Raw genomic sequence first — 21,472 nt, 5'->3', positions numbered from 1 at the left:
AAAAGTAATCTGAAATGATAGCGGTGTCAACGAAATTTGACAAGTAGAATTATAAAACATTATAAAGTGTAGCCGAACAGTAAAAATTTTTTTATATTATCAAACAAGCACTTCCTATCTCATATTGAAAAGGAAAATGACAATTTAATCAACTATATTTTCTCGAAAAACTGTATTTTTACACACAGAAAGAGTGTGCGCACCCCAGGCAGGCACACTCTTTCCTTTGTTGATCCTTCAAGAAAAAGGCGCGATTTACGCCTCGATGATTTTATAAATCAGCGGCTGGGCGGACGGAATTGTTGTCGAAATAGAGAAGGCATTCCGCAATTCTTCCAGCGCGCTTTGCAAAAGCTGCTCGTCGTTGGCGTGGATCGTCATCAGCGCCTCGCCGGCCCGGACTTCGTCTCCCCGCTTTTTGTGCAGCACGAAGCCTACCGCCAGATCGATCGGCATTTCCTTCGTCAGACGGCCAGCTCCCAGGACGACAGAGGCATGCCCTACCGCTTCGGCGTCAATCGCCTCCACATAGCCATCCTGCTCTGCGACAACCTGATGAATGATTTTCGCCTGCGGCAAACGGGATAGGTCGTACACGTCCTGTTTGTCGCCGCCTTGCGCTTCCACCATCTCGGCCAGCTTGTCCACGGCTTTGCCGCTCGTCATCAGTTCCTCCAGCTTGACGCGGCCTTCCTCAACAGTGGAAACGAGTCCACCCAAAACAAGCATGCGCGAGCCAATCGAGAGGGCAAGCTCGGTCAAATCTTTTGGCCCTCTGCCAGCCAGCGTCTCTACGGCTTCTTTCACTTCCAGCGCATTGCCCACGGCAAAGCCGAGCGGCTGGTTCATGTCGCTGATGACCGCCACCGTTTTGCGTCCGACCTGGCTGCCGATTGCGACCATCGCGTTTGCCAGCGTTTCCGCTTCTTCCAGGCTTTTCATGAACGCGCCCTTGCCGACTTTTACGTCGAGCAGGATGGCGTCAGCGCCCGCCGCAATCTTTTTGGACATGATCGAGCTTGCGATCAGCGGAACCGCTTCTACGGTCGCTGTCACGTCACGCAGCGCGTACAGTTTTTTGTCTGCCGGAGTCAGGTTGCCGGACTGCCCGATGACGGACACGCCAATGTCGCGCACCTGCTGCAAAAACTGCTCGCGTGTGCGCTCTACCTGAAAGCCGCTAAACGACTCCAGCTTGTCGATCGTTCCTCCCGAGTAGCCCAGGCCGCGGCCCGACATTTTCGCTACGGGAATGCCTGCTGCTGCCACCAGAGGGGCGACGACAAGCGTCGTCTTGTCGCCTACTCCCCCCGTGCTGTGCTTGTCCACCTTGATGCCTGCCAGCGAGGACAAGTCGAGCTGTTCGCCCGAGCCTGCCATAGCCAGTGTCAAATCTGCTGTCTCGCGCGCTGTCATGCCGCGGAAAAAAACCGCCATCGCCCAGGCGGACATCTGGTAGTCAGGAATGGTTCCGTCTGTATATCCGTCTACGAGAAACTGTATTTCCTCGGTTGTCAGCTCGCCGCCGTCACGCTTTTTGGCAATCATATCGACCATCCGCATAGAAAATCCCCTCCGCCTTGTTCTTTACAGTTTGGCTACGATGCCGTTGACCAATGCCAGGAACTGCGTTTTTACTTTTTCGGTCGTCTCCATTACTTCATCGTGCGAAAGCGGCTGTTCGAGAATGCCTGCTGCCATGTTGCTGATGCACGAAATGCCCAGCACTTTTACTTTCATGTGGCGCGCGACGATCACTTCCGGAACAGTCGACATCCCTACGGCATCTCCGCCGAGCAGACGGAGCATGCGGATTTCCGCCGGCGTCTCGTAGCTTGGGCCAAGCAATCCTACGTACACGCCTTCGCGCAGCTTGATGCCTTGCTCGGACGCTACTTGATGCGCCAGTTGGCGCAGCTCTTTGGAGTACGCTTCGGACATGTCAGGGAAACGCGCGCCCAGCTCGTCGTCGTTTGGCCCGATCAGCGGGTTGCGGAAAGTCATGTTGATATGGTCGGAAATCAGCATCAGATCGCCCGGATCGTAACCTTCGTTAATGCCGCCCGCCGCATTGGTCACGATGATCGTCTCCACGCCCAAAAGCTTCATCACGCGGATCGGGAAAACGACTGCATCCAGCCCGTGGCCTTCGTAGAAGTGGAAACGGCCTTGCATCGCCACTACTTGTTTGCCTTGCAGCTTGCCGATGACGAGCTGCCCTTTGTGTCCGACTACCGTGGACACGGTGAAGCCCGGAATTTCGTGGTACGGAATGACGACCGGATTTTCGATCTCATCGGCCAAAACGCCCAGCCCGGAACCCAATACCAGCCCGATCGTCGGCTTTTCCGCCAGTTTTGGTTCGATAAACGCTACTGCTTCTTGCAAATTTGCCATATGTGAACACTCCTCTTCGGTTACGTTTCTTCTATATAAATATTTATAATCACTTAACCTTTATACACGATTCAGGAAGCTTTTTCCGATTGCCGGAGCGGCCACGCCAAAATTGTCCGCAATCGTCGCGCCGAGATCGGCAAATGTTTCGCGAATGCCCAAGTTTTCCCCTGTGCGTATGCCTTTGTGGTACACCAGGAGCGGAACGTATTCGCGCGTATGGTCGGTTCCGTGGTGGACCGGATCGTTGCCGTGGTCAGCGGTAATCACGAGCAGGTCGTTTTCTCGCATGGCGGCCAAAATTTCCGGAATGCGGGCATCGAACTCCATCAGCGCCTGGCCGTACCCTTCCGGATCGCGGCGATGTCCGAACTTCGCATCAAAGTCGACGAGGTTGACGAACGACAGACCTGTAAACGACTGCTTCATCGTGCCGATCAATTGGTCTACGCCATCCATGTTATCTTTGGTTCGGATCGACTGCGTGATTCCTTCCTCGGCATAAATGTCGCTGATTTTGCCGATCGCGATCGAGGTCAGTCCGGCATCCTGCAAACGGTTCATCACGGTCGGCTCGAACGGCTTGACGGAGTAGTCATGGCGATTGGCGGTGCGTGTGAAGTTGCCCGGCTCTCCGACAAACGGTCTGGCGATCACGCGCGTCACGGCAAACTCATCCCGCAAAGTAAGCTCGCGCGCCACCTGGCAAATGCGATACAGCTCCTCCAACGGCACGATTTCCTCGTGGGCAGCCACCTGGAAAACGCTATCAGCAGACGTGTACACAATGACAGCCCCTGTTTTCATGTGCTCTTCGCCCAGCTCGTCGAGAATATCCGTACCGGAAGCGACTTTGTTTCCAAGCACCTTCCGCCCGATGCGCTGTTCAAATTCCGCGATCAGCTCGGCTGGAAAACCGTCCGGATACGTCCGAAACGGCGTTGCGACGTGCAAGCCCATAATCTCCCAGTGGCCTGTCGTCGTATCTTTTCCCATGGAAATTTCCTGCATTTTCCCATAGTGGGCGGCTGGAGCTTCCGCAGCAGGGACGCCTTTTAGCGGGGCAATATTTCCGAGCCCGAGCTTTTGCAGGTTCGGCAAAGCAAAGCCTGCGACGCGCTCCGCGATATGGCCGAGAGTGTTGGCTCCTTCATCGCGGAATTTGGGAGCATCTGGCTGTTCGCCGATTCCCACGCTATCCATAACGATCAGAAATACACGTGAATAACGCAATGTTAACGCCTCCAGTTCAAAAAATGGATAAAGTTTCATCCCAGGTCGTCAGACGTCTGACCTGATGGAGATAAGCTTGCTCCGCCTCGGACTCGGGCGGAGTCATCTGTGTTTCTTTTGTCTAGCGTTGTCGGGGGTATCTTCATCGTATCCCAAGCCGCATCGGCATTACGCTCGCGGATGCGTTTTGGCATAAATGTCCTTGATCCTCGTCCGGGTCACATGCGTGTAGATTTGTGTCGTGGAAATATCCGCATGCCCGAGCATCTCCTGTACCGAGCGCAAGTCCGCCCCGTTTTCCAACAGGTGGGTGGCAAAAGAATGACGCAAGGTATGCGGCGTAATCTCCGCCCGGATATTCGCTTTCGCGGCATAGCGCTTGATAATTTTCCAAAAGCCCTGACGCGTGATCTGCTTGCCCAAATGATTGAGAAACAAGGCTGACTCGCCCGTCCCCTTCACCAGCTTGGGACGTCCTGCCTGCAAATAGTGCCGGACCATCTGAATGGCGACGGAGCCAAGCGGAATAATCCGTTCCTTGGAGCCTTTTCCCATGCATTTGACAAAGCCCATATCCAGATTGACATCCGCTTTGTCCAGATTGACCAGCTCAGAGACGCGGATGCCTGTCGCATACAGCAGTTCCAGCATCGCCTTGTCCCGCAGCCCGGCCGGGTGATTGACAGGGGGACTGTCCAGAAGCCGCTCCACTTCGTCAACCGAGAGCACTTTTGGCAAGCGCTTTTCGATTTTGGGCGTCTCCAGGTGGATCGAAGGATCTTTGTCGATGATTTTGTCCCGAACGAGAAACTGGTAGAAAGCGCGAATGGATGCCATATTGCGCGAAAGCGTCGCGGTTGCCCGCCCCTTTTCCCGCAGGACGAGCAAGTAGCCGATGATGTGCGTCCGCGTTGATTCCTCGATCCGGGTCACGCCCTGCTCGTGCAAATACGAGGTATAGGCGACCATGTCCCGCTGATACGATTCCAGGGTGTTGCGCGATAGCCCCTTTTCCACAGCGAGGAAATGGATAAATAGATCAATCAGACTGTCCATGAAGCTGTCCCCTTCAGGTGATAAGTATCCTGTATTGCTTTCCACATCGAGTAAAAATCTCCTGCTGCCCGCACACAAAAAAGTGCATTTACTCTCCCGTCAAATAAAACAACTGCAACCGCGCGAGGTAGCCGTCCAGGTCCTGTGTTTGCGGGGAATTAATCAGTTTCACGACCTTCACGGCATTCCCGTGCGGCTCGTGGTATGGATCGGCCGGCAGCAATTTTTCCGCAAGCAACGTGATGATACCGTAAGAGAGCAATGAGCACGTCACGAATAACAGCAAAAAGCGAAGCGCCTCCATCATCCGGCGATACGGGAACCCCATCTGTCCACCTCCCTGCTCTCTTCATATGTATGCACTTGTCTCTTCGCCCATGCGGCTCTACAGCGGAAGCTCCTGCAGCACATCGTCGAGCGGCGTGTACGGCAAGTTCAACGAACGGGCGACAGCCTCGTAAACGATATGTCCGTTTAGCACGTTGACCCCGCGCGCCAAGGCCCGATGCTGGGAAATCGCCGCCCGATACTCTTTGTTGGCGAGCAAAAGCCCGTACGGCAGCGTCACGTTGGACAACGCAATCGTCGAGGTGCGCGGTACCGCCCCTGGCATGTTGGCCACCGAATAGTGGACGACGCCATGCCGGACATACGTCGGGTCGCTGTGGGTGGATATGCGGTCGACCGTCTCGATGGAGCCGCCCTGATCGATTGCCACGTCGACAATGACCGAGCCAGGCGACATCGTCTTGACCATCTCCTCCGTGACCAGCCGCGGAGCGCGGGCGCCGGGAATGAGCACGGCTCCAATCAGTAAATCCGCGTCTTTTACCGCTTCGGCGATGTTGTAGGAGTTGGACATCAGCGTCTGCAGCCTGCCGCCAAACATTTCATCCAGTTCGCGCAGCCGGTTGGCGTTAATGTCGAGCAAAGTGACATTGGCCCCAAGCCCGATCGCCATTCGCGCCGCATTCGTCCCGACGATGCCCCCGCCTACAATGACGACGCGCCCAGGCAAAACACCGGGGACCCCGCCCAAAAGGACGCCTTTTCCGCCGTGTGGCTTCTCTAGAAACTGCGCCCCGATCTGAACGGACATCCTCCCCGCCACTTCGCTCATCGGCATGAGCAGCGGCAGTGCCCCGCTGTCGGTCTGGATCGTCTCGTAGGCGATTGCCACCACTTTTTTCGCCCGCAACTGCTCGGTCAGCTCCCGCTCCGGCGCGAGGTGCAGATACGTAAACAGAATCAGGTTTTCCCGGAAGTACGGGTACTCGTCAGGCAGCGGCTCCTTGACCTTGCAGATCATGTCGGCGTTTTTCCACACTTCCTCTGCCGACGGCTGAATTTCCGCCCCTGCTGCGGCATAGTCTTCATCGGTAAAGCCGGAGCCTACTCCCGCCTGCGTCTCTACCAGCACGCGGTGTCCTGCTTGCCTGTAGGAGCTGGCGCCAGCAGGAGTAAGCCCGACGCGGTTTTCGTTATTTTTGATCTCTTTCGGTACGCCAATAATCAAAAGCCATCTCGCCTCCTGTCTCCATGTACTGTTTTAGGATGCCACAGGAAAACGTCGGCCATTACAAAAGCGCCGAAAGAGAAAAGAAAAAAACTTCTCCGTTCCCAGAGAAGTTGGCTTATTTGAAGTCCTCCACGTTTACTTTGTCAATGCAGCGACCGCAAATCCCGTAAAAGGTAAGACGGTGGTCGGTAATAGCAAAGTTGTAAACATTCTTGACCTTTTCTTCTGCACTGACAAGCAAGTCTTCAAAAATCTCGTCCACAGTGCCGCAGTTGAGGCAAATGAGGTGATGGTGGTGGTAAGCCGCATTGTCATCGCGAAGGTCGTATCTGGCTACCCCATCGCCGAAGTTCATTTTATGAAGGATTTTCAAGTCGCTCAAAAGCTCAAGAGTTCTGTATACAGTCGCAAGCCCGATTTCCGGCGCTTTATCCTTCACCAGCAAATAAACATCTTCCGCACTCAAGTGATCTTCTTCATTTTCCAGCAAGACGCGAACAGTGGCTTCACGCTGTGGTGTCAGCTTGTAGTTTTGTGAATGCAACTGTTGCTTGATCTTCTCTAATTTTTCTTCCAACATTAATGCCCCTCCCCGCTCGCATGAAACCTGTTCCTATTATAGTAGAGGGGCGTCGAATAAGTCAAATGCATGAGTTCTTACCTGATAATTATTCTTAATTGAGCACGAGCTGCATCAGTCTCGGCGACACAAACGTCTCGAACAGAGCGGCCAGCGTCAGCACGCCCAGCATGGAAATGACCAGCACGGTATAGCCCATGAAATGCGGGGCAATGACATCGCGCTTGCTCAACAGCCGGGTCTGGATCAGCCGGAGAGAAAAAGAAATTCCGCTCACGCCGATGATGAACAGAGCCGGAACGACGAGCAAATTTTGCGGGAGTACGCCGAGCATGGCGAACGTCACGCCTTTCCACTGCAACTGGCTGACTAAAAAGCCGACGGTAAATCCGACGACGACTCCTTTGAGAAACAGCATCAGCAAAATCATCGGCAGGCCGATAATGGATAAGCCCAGCACCCACATGATCGCGACCGTTTTCGCATAATGCCCGAACGACTGCTGAAAATGGGCGCTCGTCTCCGGGATGCCGCTCGTGCTCAGGCTGTTAAAAAAATATTGCAGAAAACCGTACAGCTCCTGCTTTTGCGAAAGTGGCAGCGAGTTGACGAGCACGGCACCGAAAATAATCCCCATGGCAAACAGGACAATCGTAAACCAATAGAGCGACTGATGTTCTCTCATATAGGATTGGATAGTTTGTCCGACTCGTGAACGCACGGTTCGTCCCCTCCCGCTTCGCTGATTACTGTACAGCTTATGCGGGCTGATGAGGGGCTATGACAGTTAGGACAAGATCACCTTTCCGTAAGTTCCCGCGCCGCCTTTTTGCACGTTCAAACAACCTGCTCTGCCTGCCACGATCAGCTTGGCAATTTTTTCGCCGACGACATGTGCCAGTTCTTCCTCTGTCGCTCGGTGCACGACATTCATCTGCGTGCCAAACGCGTGATACAGCTTGGCGAGCAGCTTCGGCCCGACTCCCGGGATAAATTCCAGCGGAAACTGCTCGATATAAGGCGGGCGAAACGCAGGGTGCGCTCCGGCTTCCCGGTCTGCCAGCTCGTCGATGCGCGCAGCCACGCCGCGCACGATCCGCTTGTGTCCGCACTCGGGACATCTCCCTTTTGCGTCTGCTGGCAAAAGCGACTGGCAGCCCTGGCAAGCGGTTTGGTGGTATTTGCCCAGTTGCGGATGCAGGCCGTAATTCACCGTCACCCCTCTGCCGCCCTCGCGGCGAATCGCTTTTGCCCACTCGGCGAACGAACGCGCTTCCATCGCGATGCTTTGATACTCTCGGCCGATTTTGCCGAGGGAGTGCGCATCGGAATTGGTGAGAAACGTTTTGGCGTGCAGCTCGGACAGCCGATCCGCCATGTCCGTATTCGCGCTCAGCCCAAGCTCTACAGCGTAGATGCGGGACGGGTCGAGCACATCCGCCAGCCGATCTGTACAGCTTCCGTACAGCCCTTTGTGCGGGGTGAAAATGTGCGCCGGAATGAGCATCCCGCCCAACTGTTCCACGGCATCCTGCAGCTCGCCAATCCGGGCAGCCACGCGCTGGGAGCTGAGCTGGACATTTTTGCAGCGCTCGGCAAGCCAGCGGGTCCATTGCTGCATGTTAGCCAGCCTCGGCAAGTAGACGAGGAAGTGAGCCGCTCCCCGCCCCGGCTCCTTGATTTCCAGCTCGCAGCCGAGAATCAGCATCGTCCCTTTGTATAAAATCCCTCCGTCCGCATGCTCCGTCGCCGCTCCCGCCTCCAACAGAGACATTAGCTCGTCCTGCACCTCCGGCGAATGCGCGTCGATAATCCCGATGACATCCATTCCCTTTTTTTCCGAAGCTTCCTCCAAAATTTTCGTCAAGGTCATCTGGCGCGACGCGGTAATTTTCACGGGCTTTCCGGTCCACGTTCCGCCTATGTGGATGTGCATGTCGCAAAAATAAGTCTGCATTACCCGTTCAACTGCTTTCGGAGCAGCATGTTCTCCCAGGCAAACAGCGCCACTACCGTTTTCGCATCGCGAATCTCCCCGCTGCGGTGCAAGGCGTGCGCTTCCTCCAGTGTCAGCTCAAGCGCGTCCACGAACTCATCCTCGTCCGGCTTGCTCTCGCCTTTTTTCAGCCCTGTCGCGACAAACACATGCAAAATCTCGTCGGCGAAGCCTGGCGAGGTGTAAAACGAGCTGAGCGGCTCGTAGTGGCTCGCCACATAGCCTGTCTCTTCTTCCAATTCGCGCTTGGCGCAAGTCAGTGGCTCTTCTCCCGGCTCCAGCTTGCCTGCGGGAATCTCGACAATCGTCTGCTCCAGCGGCTTGCGAAATTGCCGCACCGCCACCAGCTTGTTGTCATCCGTCAGCGCCATGACGGCAACCGCTCCCGGATGATTGACGATCTCCCGCTTCGCTGTATGTCCGTTTGGCAAAAGCACCTCGTCGACCTTCAAACTGATAATCCGTCCCTCGTAAATCGGCTGGCTGGCAATCGTTTTTTCGTACAAGTGGTCTTGCTTGCTCACATTCATCATCCTTTTTTTCAGCTTGGTCGTTCTAATTCGATTCCTCGCTCCATAAGTTGGGAGCATAAAGCTTGTCCACACTCATTGTATCGGAGGAGATTGTGAATGAAAACCTATGTCAGCGAAAAGCAATTGCGGATGGTTGGAAAAGCATGGGAAATCAAGGCCGCTCTCCGCTCCTGGTCAAATAAAGAGCTAACGCTTCAAGAGTATTTGACGAAGCGGACAAACGCTGCTCGCCGCTGAGCGCCTCCGCCGGATACGACAGGCTTTTCCCCAAAAGATCGGCGGCCAAAACAGCCGTCTGAAACGGAACCGGGTCCTCTCGCCAGCTTCTGCCCATTGTGGAAAAGGACAAGCCGTAGCCTTTTTCCAGCGCATCGAGGCGCGCGACAGACGGCGCTGGTCCATATGCCAGCCTGTGTCCGGCCCGGCTGTCTGTAATCGCTGCGAGCTGCTCTTCGATAATCGCATCGCGCTCGTCGCCAAGCCGCGGCAACGTCACCAGCACGGGGCAGAGGGCAAATCTGCCGAGGATCGCAGTCGTATGATGGCTGATGCCGTAATGGCGGCTGCGCTGGTCGGCAAAGCTGATGCGCGGAATAAAAAAAGGCGTGCCTCCCAGTGCCGACACGGCATGAATCACTTCTGCCAACTGGACGCCGGAAAAACCGTAGGAAGTGCCCGTTCCCGCAACGCCCGGGCCAAGCATGCAGACGATGACATCGGCCCGCTCCACATGGCGCGCGGCCAGCAAACCGCTATGAATCGTCACCGCCTCGCGATCGCCGCCCCACGCATGTCCCGTCGTAATCGTCGCCGTCAAGTTGCCCGACCGGGACAACTGTTGGACGTGACGGCTAAGCGCAATCGGCAGCGAAGCCGCATCGGGCATGACATAGACTAACCGCAGTTGCGGATCGTTTTCTTTGAGCGCAAGTATTGCCGGCGGCAGCAGGCTGTGCAGCTCGCCGATGAGCACAGGCGTACCGTCCAGCGACAGGTCCGGCTGCCGAAACAAGTCGTGAAAAGGGCTGGCCTGTTCTTCGACCGCATCCACTGCCAACTGCCAGGGCGAATAGCGCATTTTCATAATATGTCCCCATTTGCTCGGCATGACGTCGCGGCTTGCCTCTTCCCCAGTCTTGCCGACGACCAGATGAAACCCGCCCGTCCCGAGTTGCAGGCGCAGCGCCGTCGTATTGAGCAGGAGCGTATCGCCGATGCGGTAGTCCTCCTGGGCAAACGAAAGTGCCTTCTGCGGGCCAGCTTCCTCCCCGGCGCAAGCAGCCAACTCGACCTCCAGCACTTGCATTCCCGCGTGCTTTTCTCCTATACGAATGACCGTGCCCGTCACCAGATACAGCATGCTCCTCCCCCTCGTCCCGCTCCTTCCTACAGTCTATGACAGACAACGTTTGTCCCAATCATCCATTCGCAAAAAAGCAAAAAGCGGAACCCCCATCGGGATTCCGCCAGCCTGTTCCTACTGTTCCTGTACTTCTGCGATGATAGCGAGCACCAGCTCGGCTGCTTTGTTCAGTTCAGCGATTGGCATGCGCTCGTTTTTCGTATGAATTTCCTCGTAGCCGATGGCAAAGTTCACGCTCGGGATGTTGTAGCCGTTGAACACGTTGCCGTCGCTGCCGCCGCCGCTTGCGACAAGCTCCGGATTGCGGTCAATGCGTTTGACTGCGCCGATCGCTTTTTGCACGACTGGCGTTTCTTCATTGAATTTGTAGCCGTGGTACATGAAGATGACGTTGTTCTCGCAAGTAGCGCCCATCTCGGCTGCCGCTTCCTCGAACGCTGTCGTCATTTTCTTCACTTGCGCTTCCAACTTGTCCATCACGAGACTGCGCGCTTCGGACCAGATTTCCACGTAATCGCTGACGATGTTGTACGCCTTGCCGCCTTCGAAACGCCCGATATTCGCGGTGGTATCCGCGTCGATGCGTCCCAGCGACATGCGGGAAATCGCCTTGCTAGCAACGGTGATCGCGCTGATTCCATCCTCTGGGTTGACGCCAGCGTGAGCGGCTTTCCCATGGATTTTGGTGACGATACGGTACTGACCCGCACCTGCCACCGTAATTTTGCCGACAGGGCCTTCAGAGTCGAGAATGAAGCCCATCTCCGCCTTGAGCAAGCTTGCGTCCAACGCGCGGGAACCGACCAGACCGGATTCTTCCCCTACGGTCAAGACAACCTGGATCGTTGGATGGGGCAAGTTTTGTTCCTTCAGCGTGCGAATGCCTTCAAAAATAGCAGCAATCCCCGCCTTGTCATCCGCTCCGAGAATGGTCGTACCGTCGGAATAGACGTAGCCATCGCGGATTTGCGGCTTGATGCCGTTACCCGGCACAACGGTATCCATGTGGCTGCTGAACAAAATCGCCGGACCGTTTCCTGTGCCTTCCAAGGTCGCAATCAGGTTGTTGGCTCCATGGCCTGTCTTCGCTGCTGCGTCATCCTCTTCGACCGTAAAGCCCATCTCGATCAGCTTTTGTTTCAGCACCTTGTTGATGGCTGCCTCGTTTTTCGTTTCGCTGTCAATCTGCACGAGCTCCAGAAACTCGTTTAGCAAACGTTCTTCGTTGATCGCACTCACACTCGTTACCTCCCGATTACTTGCCCGATTTTGGTACATATTCACAAGTTCCAGTATACCGCAAAAAAATTTTTTCTACTACGAAATCGCTCGCGATTCTTTTACGCTTTTGGATACTGGCACAGCTCGTACAGGACGCCGCCCGCCGCCTTCGGATGCAAAAATCCGATCAGAGCGTCGTGCGCACCGGCTTTCGGCACTTCGTGAATGAGCGCCACTCCCTGCTCCTTCAACTGCTGCAATCGGCTTGCCACGTCATCTACGTCGAACGCGATATGGTGCACCCCTTCGCCCCGCTTTTCGATGAACTTGGCAATCGGGCTGTCCGCCGAAAGCGGTTCCAACAGTTCGATCCGGCTTTCTCCGATCGCCAAAAACGCTACGTTTACTTGCTCACTCTCGACTTTTTCCGTCCCAACCAATGTCAAGCCCAACTGCTCGGTGTAAAAAGGGAGCGACTGCTCCAGACTTTTTACCGCAATTCCGATATGGGCAATCTTGTTTGGTGCGCTCACAGCCATCATCCTTTTCGCAAATGGTTGTCTCTTCGGCTACATTTCGGTACAATCCTGTTGAGGTCACACATTCGTGTTAAAGCTAAAAAAACAATCAAGGTTGTTCTCTTTTCATTCTAGCATAGCTAGAGTCGAAATTACCTGATATTTTCCTCTCATTTGGTCATTTTCCGATCTGAAAGGAGGTTTTTCCACCGTGAAATTTCAGTCGCTGTTTGCGAAAATCCTAATTGGCTTGCTGATTCTCTCCCTCGTTGTGCCTACGTTTTTTTACTACCTGTAAACGCCTGCGGGTACGCCAAAAACCCCCTGCCGCAGCCAACATGCTGCGCAGGGGGTTTTTCCGTTCTACAGTAATGCTTGCCTGTTTTTACTTGTAAACGAAGACGCTGGATGTCTTCGCATCCCAGCCTACTTTGTAGCCGAGGTTGTCGGTTACGGTGCGAACCGGGATCATTGGCATGCCATTTTTCAGCACGACAGGCGTAGGCAGGGTGATTTCCTGGTTGCCCACTCTTGCTTTGTTGGAGCCAACGGTGAACTTCATCACTTTTGTTCCGCTGATGATCGCCACAGTGGAATTGTTCCATTGGGTGGTCAGCGCGAGCGCTTCCTTGAAGAATTGCGCTGGTACCATTGTCGTATTGCCGTTTGCGATATAAGGCGCTACTTGCAATGGATAGGTTTTACCGTGCAAGGTGAAGTTCGCTGTATTCACCTTGAACAGCGCTGCATTCGTCGGCACGGTCACGGCTGGCTGTTGCGGCTGTGGTGTCGGCTGCGGCGCTGGTTGAGCCGGAGCTGGCATTCCGACGCCTACTGCGCGCGCAAACAGCAATCCTTTTTCTTCAGACGTAAAGACGCTGATGCTGTATGTGTTTTTCACAGCAGGGTTTACGATGTTGGCAGCAGCATTGATGCTGATGTTTGCCGCTGTCGCTGCCGGAATGTCTTGCGACGGGTAAATCAGCACGTTTTGGCCGCGCACCGCTACGTAGTTGGCGGCTACGCCGTTCACGGTTACGTTTGCCGGAGCGATGTACGCCGGAACCTTGTAACCTGCCGGGAACACAAGCTCCACGAAGTCGCGCTGCTTCACAAGTCCTACGCCGAGACCTTTGATCGCCACATTGACACCTGTCGGCTTGCCAAGCGCTGTCGAGGTCAGCGCGATGGTCGCTGTGCTGTTATTCACCGTGTTGTTCGGTGTTGGTGTCGGAGTAGGTGTTGGCGCCGGGTTCGGTGTCGGATTGACAACAGAACCGCCAATCGTGAACGACTTGGACTCCAAAGTCCGGCCAGCGGCTGTCGCCTTCAAGGTGTAGCTGCCCGCTGTTTTCGGGTTGGTGATCCAGGCAGAGAAGGAAACGACTACTTTTACTTCGCTGGTGGCAGAGAAGTTGGACGGAGCCGTAATGTACACCTTGTTGCCGGAAGCGCTGACTCGCTTGGCCGTTTTGCCGTTCAAGGTAAAATCAGAGGCAGACAGAATGCCTGGAACCATATCGGCAGACGGGAATTCCAGAACGAGCTCTTCGTCCGCTTTCAACTGTTTGCTGCCGAAGTCGGCGTCAAACGTGTAGCTGGAACGCGCTCCCGCAGACGGGTCGGACAGGTTGACCGTAAAGCTGTTGGTCGCTGTGCTGGTGCTGGAACCGGATTTGGTGATTTCGAACTGTTCAGATTCGTATGTAACACCATCGTATTTGACTTTGTACGTGTATTTGCTGCCAGCGCTAGGGTTTTCGATGCCAGCAGACTTGCTGAATTCGAGGGTGATGTAATCATCTCCGGCAACGGAGCTTGGAACCTTGATTTCCACCTCGTCATCTTTTACGCTGACGGTTTTCACCGAGTAGCCGTTCAACTTGACATCGCCCGCGTCGATTTTGGACGGCAGCATGTCTTCATCCGGGAAAATGACGGTGATGTACTCGTTGGTTTCCAGCTCGTCGCTGCCTTTCAGCGAGATTTTGCCCAGCTTGACGCTTGTCGCTTCGCCCGCTGCCTTGCTGCTGAGTGATACGGAGTAGTCCTTGCTGGAGCCGGAGCTGCTGGAGCTGCTTTTGATCGTGACTTCGGTGGATTCTTCATCTTCATTGCTGGTTGAAACATATACATCATAGGTTCCCTTGTCTTCAGGGTTTGTGATTCCGTCTTCAATAGTGAACGAAATTTTGTCGCCATCTTCAAAGTCTTCGTTCACGGTAATGATAACTTTTTTACCGCTTGCTTTCGCGCTTTTGATTTTGAAATCCGCATCTATATCACTAGAACTGATATTTTTGCTCACGGTATATTCGGAGTCAAACTCAACCGTAATGGTATCTCCTTTGGATAGATCGTCTTCCAGCGTGAAGCTGATGTCGTAAGAGCTATCCTTGTCAGCCCCATCGTTGTCCGCTTTGACGGTCACTTTTTTCAAAGCATGGGCTTCTTTCGGTACAGCGACAAAAGGTGTAGCGGCCAGCGCTGATGCCAGCACTATTGGCAGTGCTTTTTTACTCTTCTTCATGTTTTTCCTCCCACATTTACCTATAATCTGGAAATCATTCTCTAGCAGGTCGCTACCAGTCTACCATAAATGATATCTGGAGGGAATCTCTTCTATGGAAGATAAGAGACTCCTTGGCTACTATTGCTAAGACGCATTCACCCGCGAAAAAGTTACATGTAAAAATCGTTCATCGGAAAATTTTTTTGCTGGCGAATGCCCCTCTCTTCGGCAGCCATAAAAAAACCAGGCCGGACCCGACCTGGTTGGCGTTGCTCGCTTTTTGGCGAGCGATCAGTACAGCTTCGTATCCGGGCCGATGCTCTCCAGCTTTTGCTTGACGCTTTGCAGGAAGCGTCCGCAAATGAGTCCATCGAGCACGCGGTGATCCAAAGACATGCACAGGTTCACCATGGAACGCACGGCGATCATGTCGTTGATGACGACCGGACGCTTCACGATTGATTCCACGCTGAGAATTGCCGCTTGCGGCGAATTGATGATCGGCTGCGACAAAACGGAGCCAAACGAGCCAGTGTTGTTGACGGTAAACGTACCGCCCGTCATGTCGTCCATCGTCAGCTTGCCGGCGCGTGTGCGTGCAGCCAGATCGTCGACAGCCTTGGCGATGCCGAGAATCGACTTCTGGTCGGCGTCCTTGATGACCGGAACGTAAAGCGCGTCCTCTGTCGCGACCGCAATGGAAATATTGATGTCTTTTTTCACGATGATTTTGTCGTTCGCCCATGTCGAGTTAATCATCGGGTATTCTTTCAGCGCTTCGACAACCGCCTTGATAAAGAACGGCAGGAAGGTGAGGTTGAGCCCTTCTTTTTTCGCAAACTCGGCTTTTGCCTGGTTGCGGAAGTTGACCAGATTGGTCACGTCCACCTCGATCATCGTCCAGGCATGTGGCGCCTCGTGCTTGCTTTGCACCATCCGGTTGGCGATCGTCCGGCGAATTGGCGTTACCGGAACGATCTGATCGCCAGTCGCAACCGGAATGTCGACGGAAGGTGCTGGCGTCGCAGCAGGCGCTGTCGGAGCCGGAGCTGCTGTCGGAGCCGGAGTTGCAGCCGCTGGAGCAGGAGTCGCTGCCACAGGTGGTTGTGCAACTGCCTCTGCCACTGGCTCAGCCGGCTTTTGGCCGCCCGCGTCAATGATCGCTTGCACGTCTTTGCGCGTAATCCGTCCGCCTGCGCCTGTTCCCACGACGCGGGACAGATCAATACCATGCTGCTGCGAGAGCATCACGACGGCAGGCGAATAGCGCTGCTTCGTCCCGTCGTTTCCAGCCGCTTGCCGGGCTGCCGGAGCGGATGGTACAGCGGGTGCTGCTGCCGGGGCACTCGGTGCGGTGCTCGCCTGAATCGCCGCAGAAGCTGGTGCTGGCGCCTCTGCTGCTGCCGGGCTGGCAGACTCGCCTGCTGCACCACTTTCTTCTATATATAGGATCAATGTCCCGACCGCTACCGTTTCTCCTTCGGGAACGACGATCTCCGCGACTCGTCCGGATACGGTGGAAGGAACCTCCGCATTCACCTTGTCTGTCGTCACTTCCGCCAACGGATCGTATTTTTTGACGGTGTCGCCAACATTGACCAACCATTTGCTGATGGTCCCCTCGGTCACACTCTCGCCGAGCTGGGGCATAAGTACTTTCGTTGCCATGATCTTTGGTCCTCCTCGCCTTTAAAAGTTGGCCAACTCGCGCATTGCTTCCAATACTTTTTCCGGGTTGAGCATGAAAAATTTCTCCATCGGCGGGCTGTACGGCATCGCAGGTACATCCGGTCCGCACAGACGCTTGATCGGCGCATCCAGATCGAACAGGCAATGCTCAGCCACGATTGCCGCTACCTCTCCGCCGACGCCGCCCTCCTTGTTGTCCTCATGCACGATCAGCACTTTTCCGGTCTTGGACGCCGCTTCGACAATCGCTTCCTTGTCCAGCGGGTACAGCGTACGCAAATCGAGAACGTGCGCGCTGATGCCTTCCTGTGCGAGCTTCTCGGCTGCTTGCAGGCAGAAGTGCAGGGCAAGGCCGTAGGAAATGACGGTGATGTCCGTACCTTCCCGTTTGACATCTGCTTTTCCGATCGGCAGCACGTAGTCATGCTCCGGCACTTCGCCTTTGATAAGGCGGTAGCAGCGCTTGTGCTCGAAGAACAGCACCGGGTCCTCGTCGCGAATGGCCGCCTTGAGCAGACCTTTTGCATCGTACGGAGTGGAAGGCGCCACGACCTTCAAGCCGGGAACATTCGTAAACATCGCCTCAACCGACTGCGAGTGGTAGAGCGCGCCGTGCACGCCGCCGCCGAACGGAGCGCGGATCGTGATCGGGCAATTCCAGTCGTTGTTGGAGCGATAGCGCATTTTCGCCGCTTCGCTGACAATCTGGTTCACGGCCGGCATGATGAAGTCGGCAAACTGGATTTCAGCAATCGGGCGCATGCCGTAAGCCGCCGCCCCGATCCCTACTCCGACAATCGCGGATTCTGCGAGCGGCGTATCAATCACGCGCGCCTCGCCGAACTCTTCAATCAATCCGTTGGTCGCACGGAACACGCCGCCGCGCACCCCGACGTCTTCACCGAGGACAAATACATTCGGATCGCGACGCATCTCTTCGCGCATCGCCATCGTAATCGCATCAATAAACGAAATGACTGCCATGAAAGTTCCCCCCTTAGTTCCCGTAGACGTGTGTCAATGTCGATTCAGGTGTCGGATACGGAGCGTTTTCCGCGTACTCGGTCGCCTCGTCTACTTCGAGCTGCACACGCGCCAGCATATCCGCTTCTGTATTTTCATCAAGCAAGCCGATTTCTCGCAAATAAGCGGCAAAAACGATCAGCGGATCTTTTTTCTTCGCTTCTTCTACCTCTTCCCGCGTGCGATACACGCGGTCGTCGTCGTCGCTGGAGTGAGGTACCAGACGATACATCACCGCTTCGATCAATGTCGGCCCTTCGCCGCGGCGAGCGCGGTCCACCGCTTCCTTCATGACGCGGTACACTTCAATCGGATCGTTGCCGTCTACGCTGACGCCCGGGAAGCCGTAGCCAATCGCCCGGTCTGCTACGCTTTCGCAAGCGAGCTGCTTTTTCAGCGGAACGGAGATCGCGTATTTGTTATTTTCACAGAAAAAGATGACCGGGAGCTTGTGCACGCCCGCGAAGTTGGCTCCCTCGTGGAAATCCCCCTGGTTGCTGGAGCCTTCGCCGAAGGAGGTGTACACGACAAAGTCTTTGTTTTGCATTCTGCCTGCCAGCGCCATGCCGACTGCGTGCGGAACTTGTGTCGTTACCGGGCTGGAGCCTGTCAGGATGTTGTATTTTTTACCGCCGAAGTGCCCTGGCATCTGGCGTCCGCCGCTGTTCGGGTCTTCTGCCTTGGCAAAAGCGGAGAGCATGCAGTCTCGCGCCGTCTGGCCGAATACGAGCACCAGACCGAGGTCGCGGTAGTACGGGCACAAGAAATCTTTGTCTGTCTCCAGCGCGAAAGCCGCCCCTACCTGAGCCGCCTCCTGCCCCTGGCAAGAAATGACGAACGGCACTTTGCCCGCTCGATTCAACAGCCACTGGCGCTCGTCAATTTTTCGCGCGAGCAGCATGTAATAGTACATATCCAAGACTTGCGCATCAGTCAAACCAACTTGTTCATGCCGTTTGGTTGTCATCGTGGATACCCTCCTTGCTAATTGTGAATCGCTTTTCCATCTACGGCCTGGGCCGCTTCCATGATTGCCTCCGAGAGCGAAGGATGCGGGTGGATGGTCTGTCCAATCTCCCACGGAGTCGCATCCAGCACCCGGGCAAGGCCCGCCTCGGAAATCATATCGGTCACATGCGTGCCGATCATGTGTACTCCTAACAGGTCATTTGTCTTGGCATCAACGACCAGCTTCACAAAGCCGTCATTTTCGCCGTGGATCAGCGCTTTACCCAATGGCTTGAAGCTGAACTTGCCTACCTTCACGTCAAAGCCTTGTTCGCGCGCCTCTTTTTCCGTCAAGCCGACATTCGCCACTTCCGGACGGCTGTACGTGCATTTCGGAACCTTTGTGTAATCGAGCGGATGCGGATTCAGCCCTGCCATGTGCTCGACCGCCAAAATTCCTTCGTGCGAAGCGACGTGAGCGAGCTGCAAGCCGCCAATGACATCGCCAATGGCATATATATGCGATTCAGCCGTCTGGAAATGTTCGTTGACGACGATGACGCCGCGCTCGACCTTGATTTCCGTCGCTTCCAGGCCGAGGTTTTCCACATTGGCTTGACGCCCTACGGATACGAGAATTTTCTCGGCCGTAAACGTGTCCACGCCGTTTTTCGTCTCCGCGGAAATGACGACTTTGCCTTCGCCTTTTTCCAGTGTCTCCGGCAAAACTTTCGCGCCAGTGACGATGTTGACTTTGCGTTTTTTCAGCAAACGGGCCAGTTCCTTGCTCACTTCTTCGTCTTCGAACGGCAAAATCCGATCCGCGTACTCGACAATCGTAACCTCGACGCCAAAATCGTTCAGCATGGACGCCCACTCGACGCCGATCACGCCGCCGCCTACGATGACGACCGACTCAGGGAGTTTTTCCCATTGCAGCGCCTCGTCGCTGGTCACGACGTAGGACCCGTCAATCGTCAGCCCTGGAAGCGTGCGCGGACGAGATCCGGTCGCGAGCAGCAAAAAGCGCGGCACGATCATTTCCTGGTCGCCGTTTTCTTTTTCGATGCGGACAGCGCCTGCCTGCGGGGAAAAGATGGATGGCCCCATCACGCGCCCGAAGCCTTCAAAGACGGTGATTTTGCCTTTTTTCATCAAAAACTGAATCCCTTTGTGAAGCTGGTCGATAATGCCCTGCTTGCGATCCTGAATTTTGCCGAAGTCATAGCCGACAGCGCCTGCCGAAACACCGTACTTGTCTGCTTCCTTCAAGGTCGAAAACACTTCTGCGCTGCGCAACAGCGCCTTGGACGGGATGCAGCCGCGGTGCAGGCATGTGCCACCGAGCTTTTCCTTTTCTACAATCGCGACATTCATTCCGAGCTGGGAAGCGCGAATCGCCGCTACATAACCGCCGGTCCCTCCACCGAGAACGACCAGATCGAATTCTTGAGACATGCTGGATCTCCCCTTTCATACGAAGCGTCTTCCCACATGGGTGAAGACAGTCGAAAAAGCTGGCTGCTGATTTTTCGTGTCGCTTGCCTACGTTTTTCTGAGAATGAGAATATTCTAAGAACAAAGGATATGTACCCCCTGACCGCCCAGTCGACGGGAAAGAGCGGGAGCAGGGGAGTGTTTTTCGCTATACAATGATTAGCGATGGTAGACGGTCTTGCCGTTTTGCAGGAACGTATTGCGGGATTTGCCTACGCTGGCAATGCGCTCTTCGGCCATGCGGTCAGCCGCCTTGTAGGATGGCATGCCGTCGCGCTCGGCAATTTCGTACACTTTCAGGATCGTGTCGTAGATTGTTTCTACTTTTTTCAGGGCGCGCTCGCGGTTGTAGCCTTGCAACTCGTCAGCCACGTTGATGACGCCGCCCGCGTTGATAACGTAGTCTGGCGCGTAGATCAGGCCCATTTCGTGGATGAGGTCGCCGTGGCGCTCTTCTTTCAACTGGTTGTTCGCCGCACCTGCGATTACTTTTGCTTTCAAAAGCGGAATGGTGTCGTCGTTGATGATCGCACCCAGTGCGCAAGGCGAGAAGATGTCGCACTCGACGCCGAAAATATCGTTGACGCCAACCGCTTTTGCCCCGAAATCGTTGACAGCGCGGTTTACGTTTTCTTCATTGATATCGGTGACGATTAAATGTGCGCCTTCTTCATGCAGATGGCGGCACAAGTTGTAGGCCACGTTCCCGACGCCTTGTACAGCAACGACCCGGCCGGAGAGAGAGTCAGAGCCGAAAGCGAGCTTCGCCGCTGCCTTCATTCCGCGGTACACGCCGTAAGCTGTTACCGGGGACGGGTTGCCGCTGGAGCCGAATGCAGGAGAAACGCCTGTCACATAATCTGTCTCCAGGTGGATCATATCCATGTCCGCGACAGTCGTACCTACGTCCTCTGCCGTGATGTAGCGGCCATTCAGCCCTTGAATGTAGCGGCCAAACGCGCGGAACAGCTCTTCGCTCTTGTGCTGGCGCGGGTCGCCGATGATAACGGCTTTACCGCCGCCGATGTTAAGCCCTGCTGCCGCGTTTTTGTAGGTCATGCCGCGACCGAGGCGCAGTACGTCGATGATCGCTTCTTCTTCTGTTTTGTACGGCCACATGCGCGTGCCGCCCAATGCTGGTCCAAGTGTCGTATCATGAATGCAAATGATTGCTTTCAGGCCGGAATTTTCGTCCTGGCAAAATACCAGTTGCTCGTAATCGTACTTTTGCATGTAGTCAAAGATGTTCAATGAAGAAACCTCCCTAGTATCATTCTTCTGTGTTAACAGTGGGCTCCGTGTGGAGAATTTCCCGCCAAGTAGTTTATGCAAAAGTCATGCCAACGCAATCGTTTTTTGAAAGCGCTTTATTTGAGGGGATGTGGAT

At 55.0% G+C, this 21,472-nt stretch carries 19 protein-coding genes and 1 pseudogene; 1 reads left to right on the top strand and 19 read right to left on the bottom strand.

Annotated elements, in window-relative coordinates; all coding sequences use genetic code 11:
- Positions 1 to 255 precede the first annotated feature (255 nt).
- From AC3WJN_RS04295 to AC3WJN_RS04250, 10 genes are all read right to left on the bottom strand, one after another.
- Positions 256 to 1,563, bottom strand: coding sequence for a pyrimidine-nucleoside phosphorylase (locus AC3WJN_RS04295; protein ID WP_005827363.1), 1,308 nt, complete (start codon positions 1,561 to 1,563; stop codon positions 256 to 258).
- Positions 1,564 to 1,587: 24 nt separating this feature from the next.
- Complete coding sequence (locus tag AC3WJN_RS04290; RefSeq protein WP_005827361.1) at positions 1,588 to 2,397, bottom strand: purine-nucleoside phosphorylase; 810 nt, start codon at positions 2,395 to 2,397, stop codon at positions 1,588 to 1,590.
- Positions 2,398 to 2,457: 60 nt separating this feature from the next.
- Positions 2,458 to 3,630, bottom strand: coding sequence for a phosphopentomutase (gene deoB, locus AC3WJN_RS04285; RefSeq protein WP_007785537.1), 1,173 nt, complete (start codon positions 3,628 to 3,630; stop codon positions 2,458 to 2,460).
- A gap of 168 nt (positions 3,631 to 3,798) precedes the next feature.
- The gene (xerD, locus tag AC3WJN_RS04280; protein ID WP_005827359.1) at positions 3,799 to 4,686 is read right to left on the bottom strand and encodes a site-specific tyrosine recombinase XerD; all 888 of its coding nucleotides are present in this window, start codon (positions 4,684 to 4,686) and stop codon (positions 3,799 to 3,801) included.
- Positions 4,687 to 4,774: 88 nt separating this feature from the next.
- On the bottom strand, positions 4,775 to 5,014 hold the full coding sequence (locus AC3WJN_RS04275) for a YqzK family protein (RefSeq protein ID WP_005827357.1): 240 nt from the start codon (positions 5,012 to 5,014) through the stop codon (positions 4,775 to 4,777).
- Between the two features lie 57 nt (positions 5,015 to 5,071).
- Positions 5,072 to 6,202 (bottom strand): alanine dehydrogenase, encoded by a 1,131-nt coding sequence (gene ald / locus AC3WJN_RS04270; protein ID WP_005827356.1) that lies wholly within the window; start codon positions 6,200 to 6,202, stop codon positions 5,072 to 5,074.
- 118 nt (positions 6,203 to 6,320) lie between these two features.
- Positions 6,321 to 6,785: a ferric iron uptake transcriptional regulator gene (gene fur, locus AC3WJN_RS04265; RefSeq protein WP_005827355.1), complete on the bottom strand. Its 465-nt coding sequence runs from the start codon at positions 6,783 to 6,785 to the stop codon at positions 6,321 to 6,323.
- Between the two features lie 94 nt (positions 6,786 to 6,879).
- Entirely contained in the window at positions 6,880 to 7,506 is a 627-nt protein-coding gene (gene spoIIM, locus AC3WJN_RS04260) for a stage II sporulation protein M (RefSeq protein ID WP_005827353.1), read from the bottom strand.
- Between the two features lie 66 nt (positions 7,507 to 7,572).
- Positions 7,573 to 8,742 (bottom strand): endonuclease Q family protein, encoded by a 1,170-nt coding sequence (locus AC3WJN_RS04255; RefSeq protein WP_005827351.1) that lies wholly within the window; start codon positions 8,740 to 8,742, stop codon positions 7,573 to 7,575.
- Positions 8,742 to 9,305 (bottom strand): NUDIX domain-containing protein, encoded by a 564-nt coding sequence (locus tag AC3WJN_RS04250; protein ID WP_005827350.1) that lies wholly within the window; start codon positions 9,303 to 9,305, stop codon positions 8,742 to 8,744. Before AC3WJN_RS04250 ends, AC3WJN_RS04255 begins: the two co-directional genes overlap by 1 nt.
- Before the next feature lie 105 nt (positions 9,306 to 9,410).
- Between AC3WJN_RS04250 and mciZ the strand changes: the two are divergent.
- Positions 9,411 to 9,461, top strand: a pseudogene (gene mciZ, locus AC3WJN_RS04245) (Z-ring formation inhibitor MciZ); the annotation flags it as partial.
- 4 nt (positions 9,462 to 9,465) lie between these two features.
- Here mciZ and AC3WJN_RS04240 read toward each other — a convergent pair.
- The 9 genes from AC3WJN_RS04240 to AC3WJN_RS04200 all read right to left on the bottom strand — a co-directional run bounded on the left by AC3WJN_RS04240 (position 9,466) and on the right by AC3WJN_RS04200 (position 21,336).
- The gene (locus AC3WJN_RS04240; RefSeq protein ID WP_007785545.1) at positions 9,466 to 10,674 is read right to left on the bottom strand and encodes a DUF3866 family protein; all 1,209 of its coding nucleotides are present in this window, start codon (positions 10,672 to 10,674) and stop codon (positions 9,466 to 9,468) included.
- Between the two features lie 117 nt (positions 10,675 to 10,791).
- Positions 10,792 to 11,916, bottom strand: coding sequence for a M20/M25/M40 family metallo-hydrolase (locus AC3WJN_RS04235; protein WP_007785547.1), 1,125 nt, complete (start codon positions 11,914 to 11,916; stop codon positions 10,792 to 10,794).
- Between the two features lie 101 nt (positions 11,917 to 12,017).
- On the bottom strand, positions 12,018 to 12,431 hold the full coding sequence (gene mce, locus AC3WJN_RS04230; RefSeq protein WP_007785548.1) for a methylmalonyl-CoA epimerase: 414 nt from the start codon (positions 12,429 to 12,431) through the stop codon (positions 12,018 to 12,020).
- A gap of 370 nt (positions 12,432 to 12,801) precedes the next feature.
- A complete protein-coding gene (locus tag AC3WJN_RS04225; protein ID WP_007785552.1) occupies positions 12,802 to 14,946 on the bottom strand; it encodes a copper amine oxidase N-terminal domain-containing protein in 2,145 nt (714 codons plus the stop codon).
- 273 nt (positions 14,947 to 15,219) lie between these two features.
- Positions 15,220 to 16,596 carry a dihydrolipoamide acetyltransferase family protein gene (locus AC3WJN_RS04220; protein WP_007785554.1) on the bottom strand — a complete coding sequence of 459 codons (1,377 nt, stop codon included), beginning with the start codon at positions 16,594 to 16,596 and terminating at the stop codon, positions 15,220 to 15,222.
- Positions 16,597 to 16,617: 21 nt separating this feature from the next.
- Entirely contained in the window at positions 16,618 to 17,601 is a 984-nt protein-coding gene (locus AC3WJN_RS04215; protein ID WP_005827340.1) for an alpha-ketoacid dehydrogenase subunit beta, read from the bottom strand.
- A gap of 13 nt (positions 17,602 to 17,614) precedes the next feature.
- A complete protein-coding gene (locus AC3WJN_RS04210) occupies positions 17,615 to 18,607 on the bottom strand; it encodes a thiamine pyrophosphate-dependent dehydrogenase E1 component subunit alpha (RefSeq protein WP_005827338.1) in 993 nt (330 codons plus the stop codon).
- 17 nt (positions 18,608 to 18,624) lie between these two features.
- Complete coding sequence (gene lpdA, locus AC3WJN_RS04205) at positions 18,625 to 20,046, bottom strand: dihydrolipoyl dehydrogenase (protein WP_005827336.1); 1,422 nt, start codon at positions 20,044 to 20,046, stop codon at positions 18,625 to 18,627.
- Positions 20,047 to 20,244: 198 nt separating this feature from the next.
- Positions 20,245 to 21,336 (bottom strand): Glu/Leu/Phe/Val dehydrogenase dimerization domain-containing protein, encoded by a 1,092-nt coding sequence (locus AC3WJN_RS04200; protein ID WP_005827335.1) that lies wholly within the window; start codon positions 21,334 to 21,336, stop codon positions 20,245 to 20,247.
- Positions 21,337 to 21,472 lie beyond the last annotated feature (136 nt).

Source organism: Brevibacillus sp. FW306-2-1A-C05A (assembly GCF_058781555.1).
Note: the sequence above shows the minus strand (reverse complement) of the source record. Positions and strands in the feature narration are given on the sequence as shown.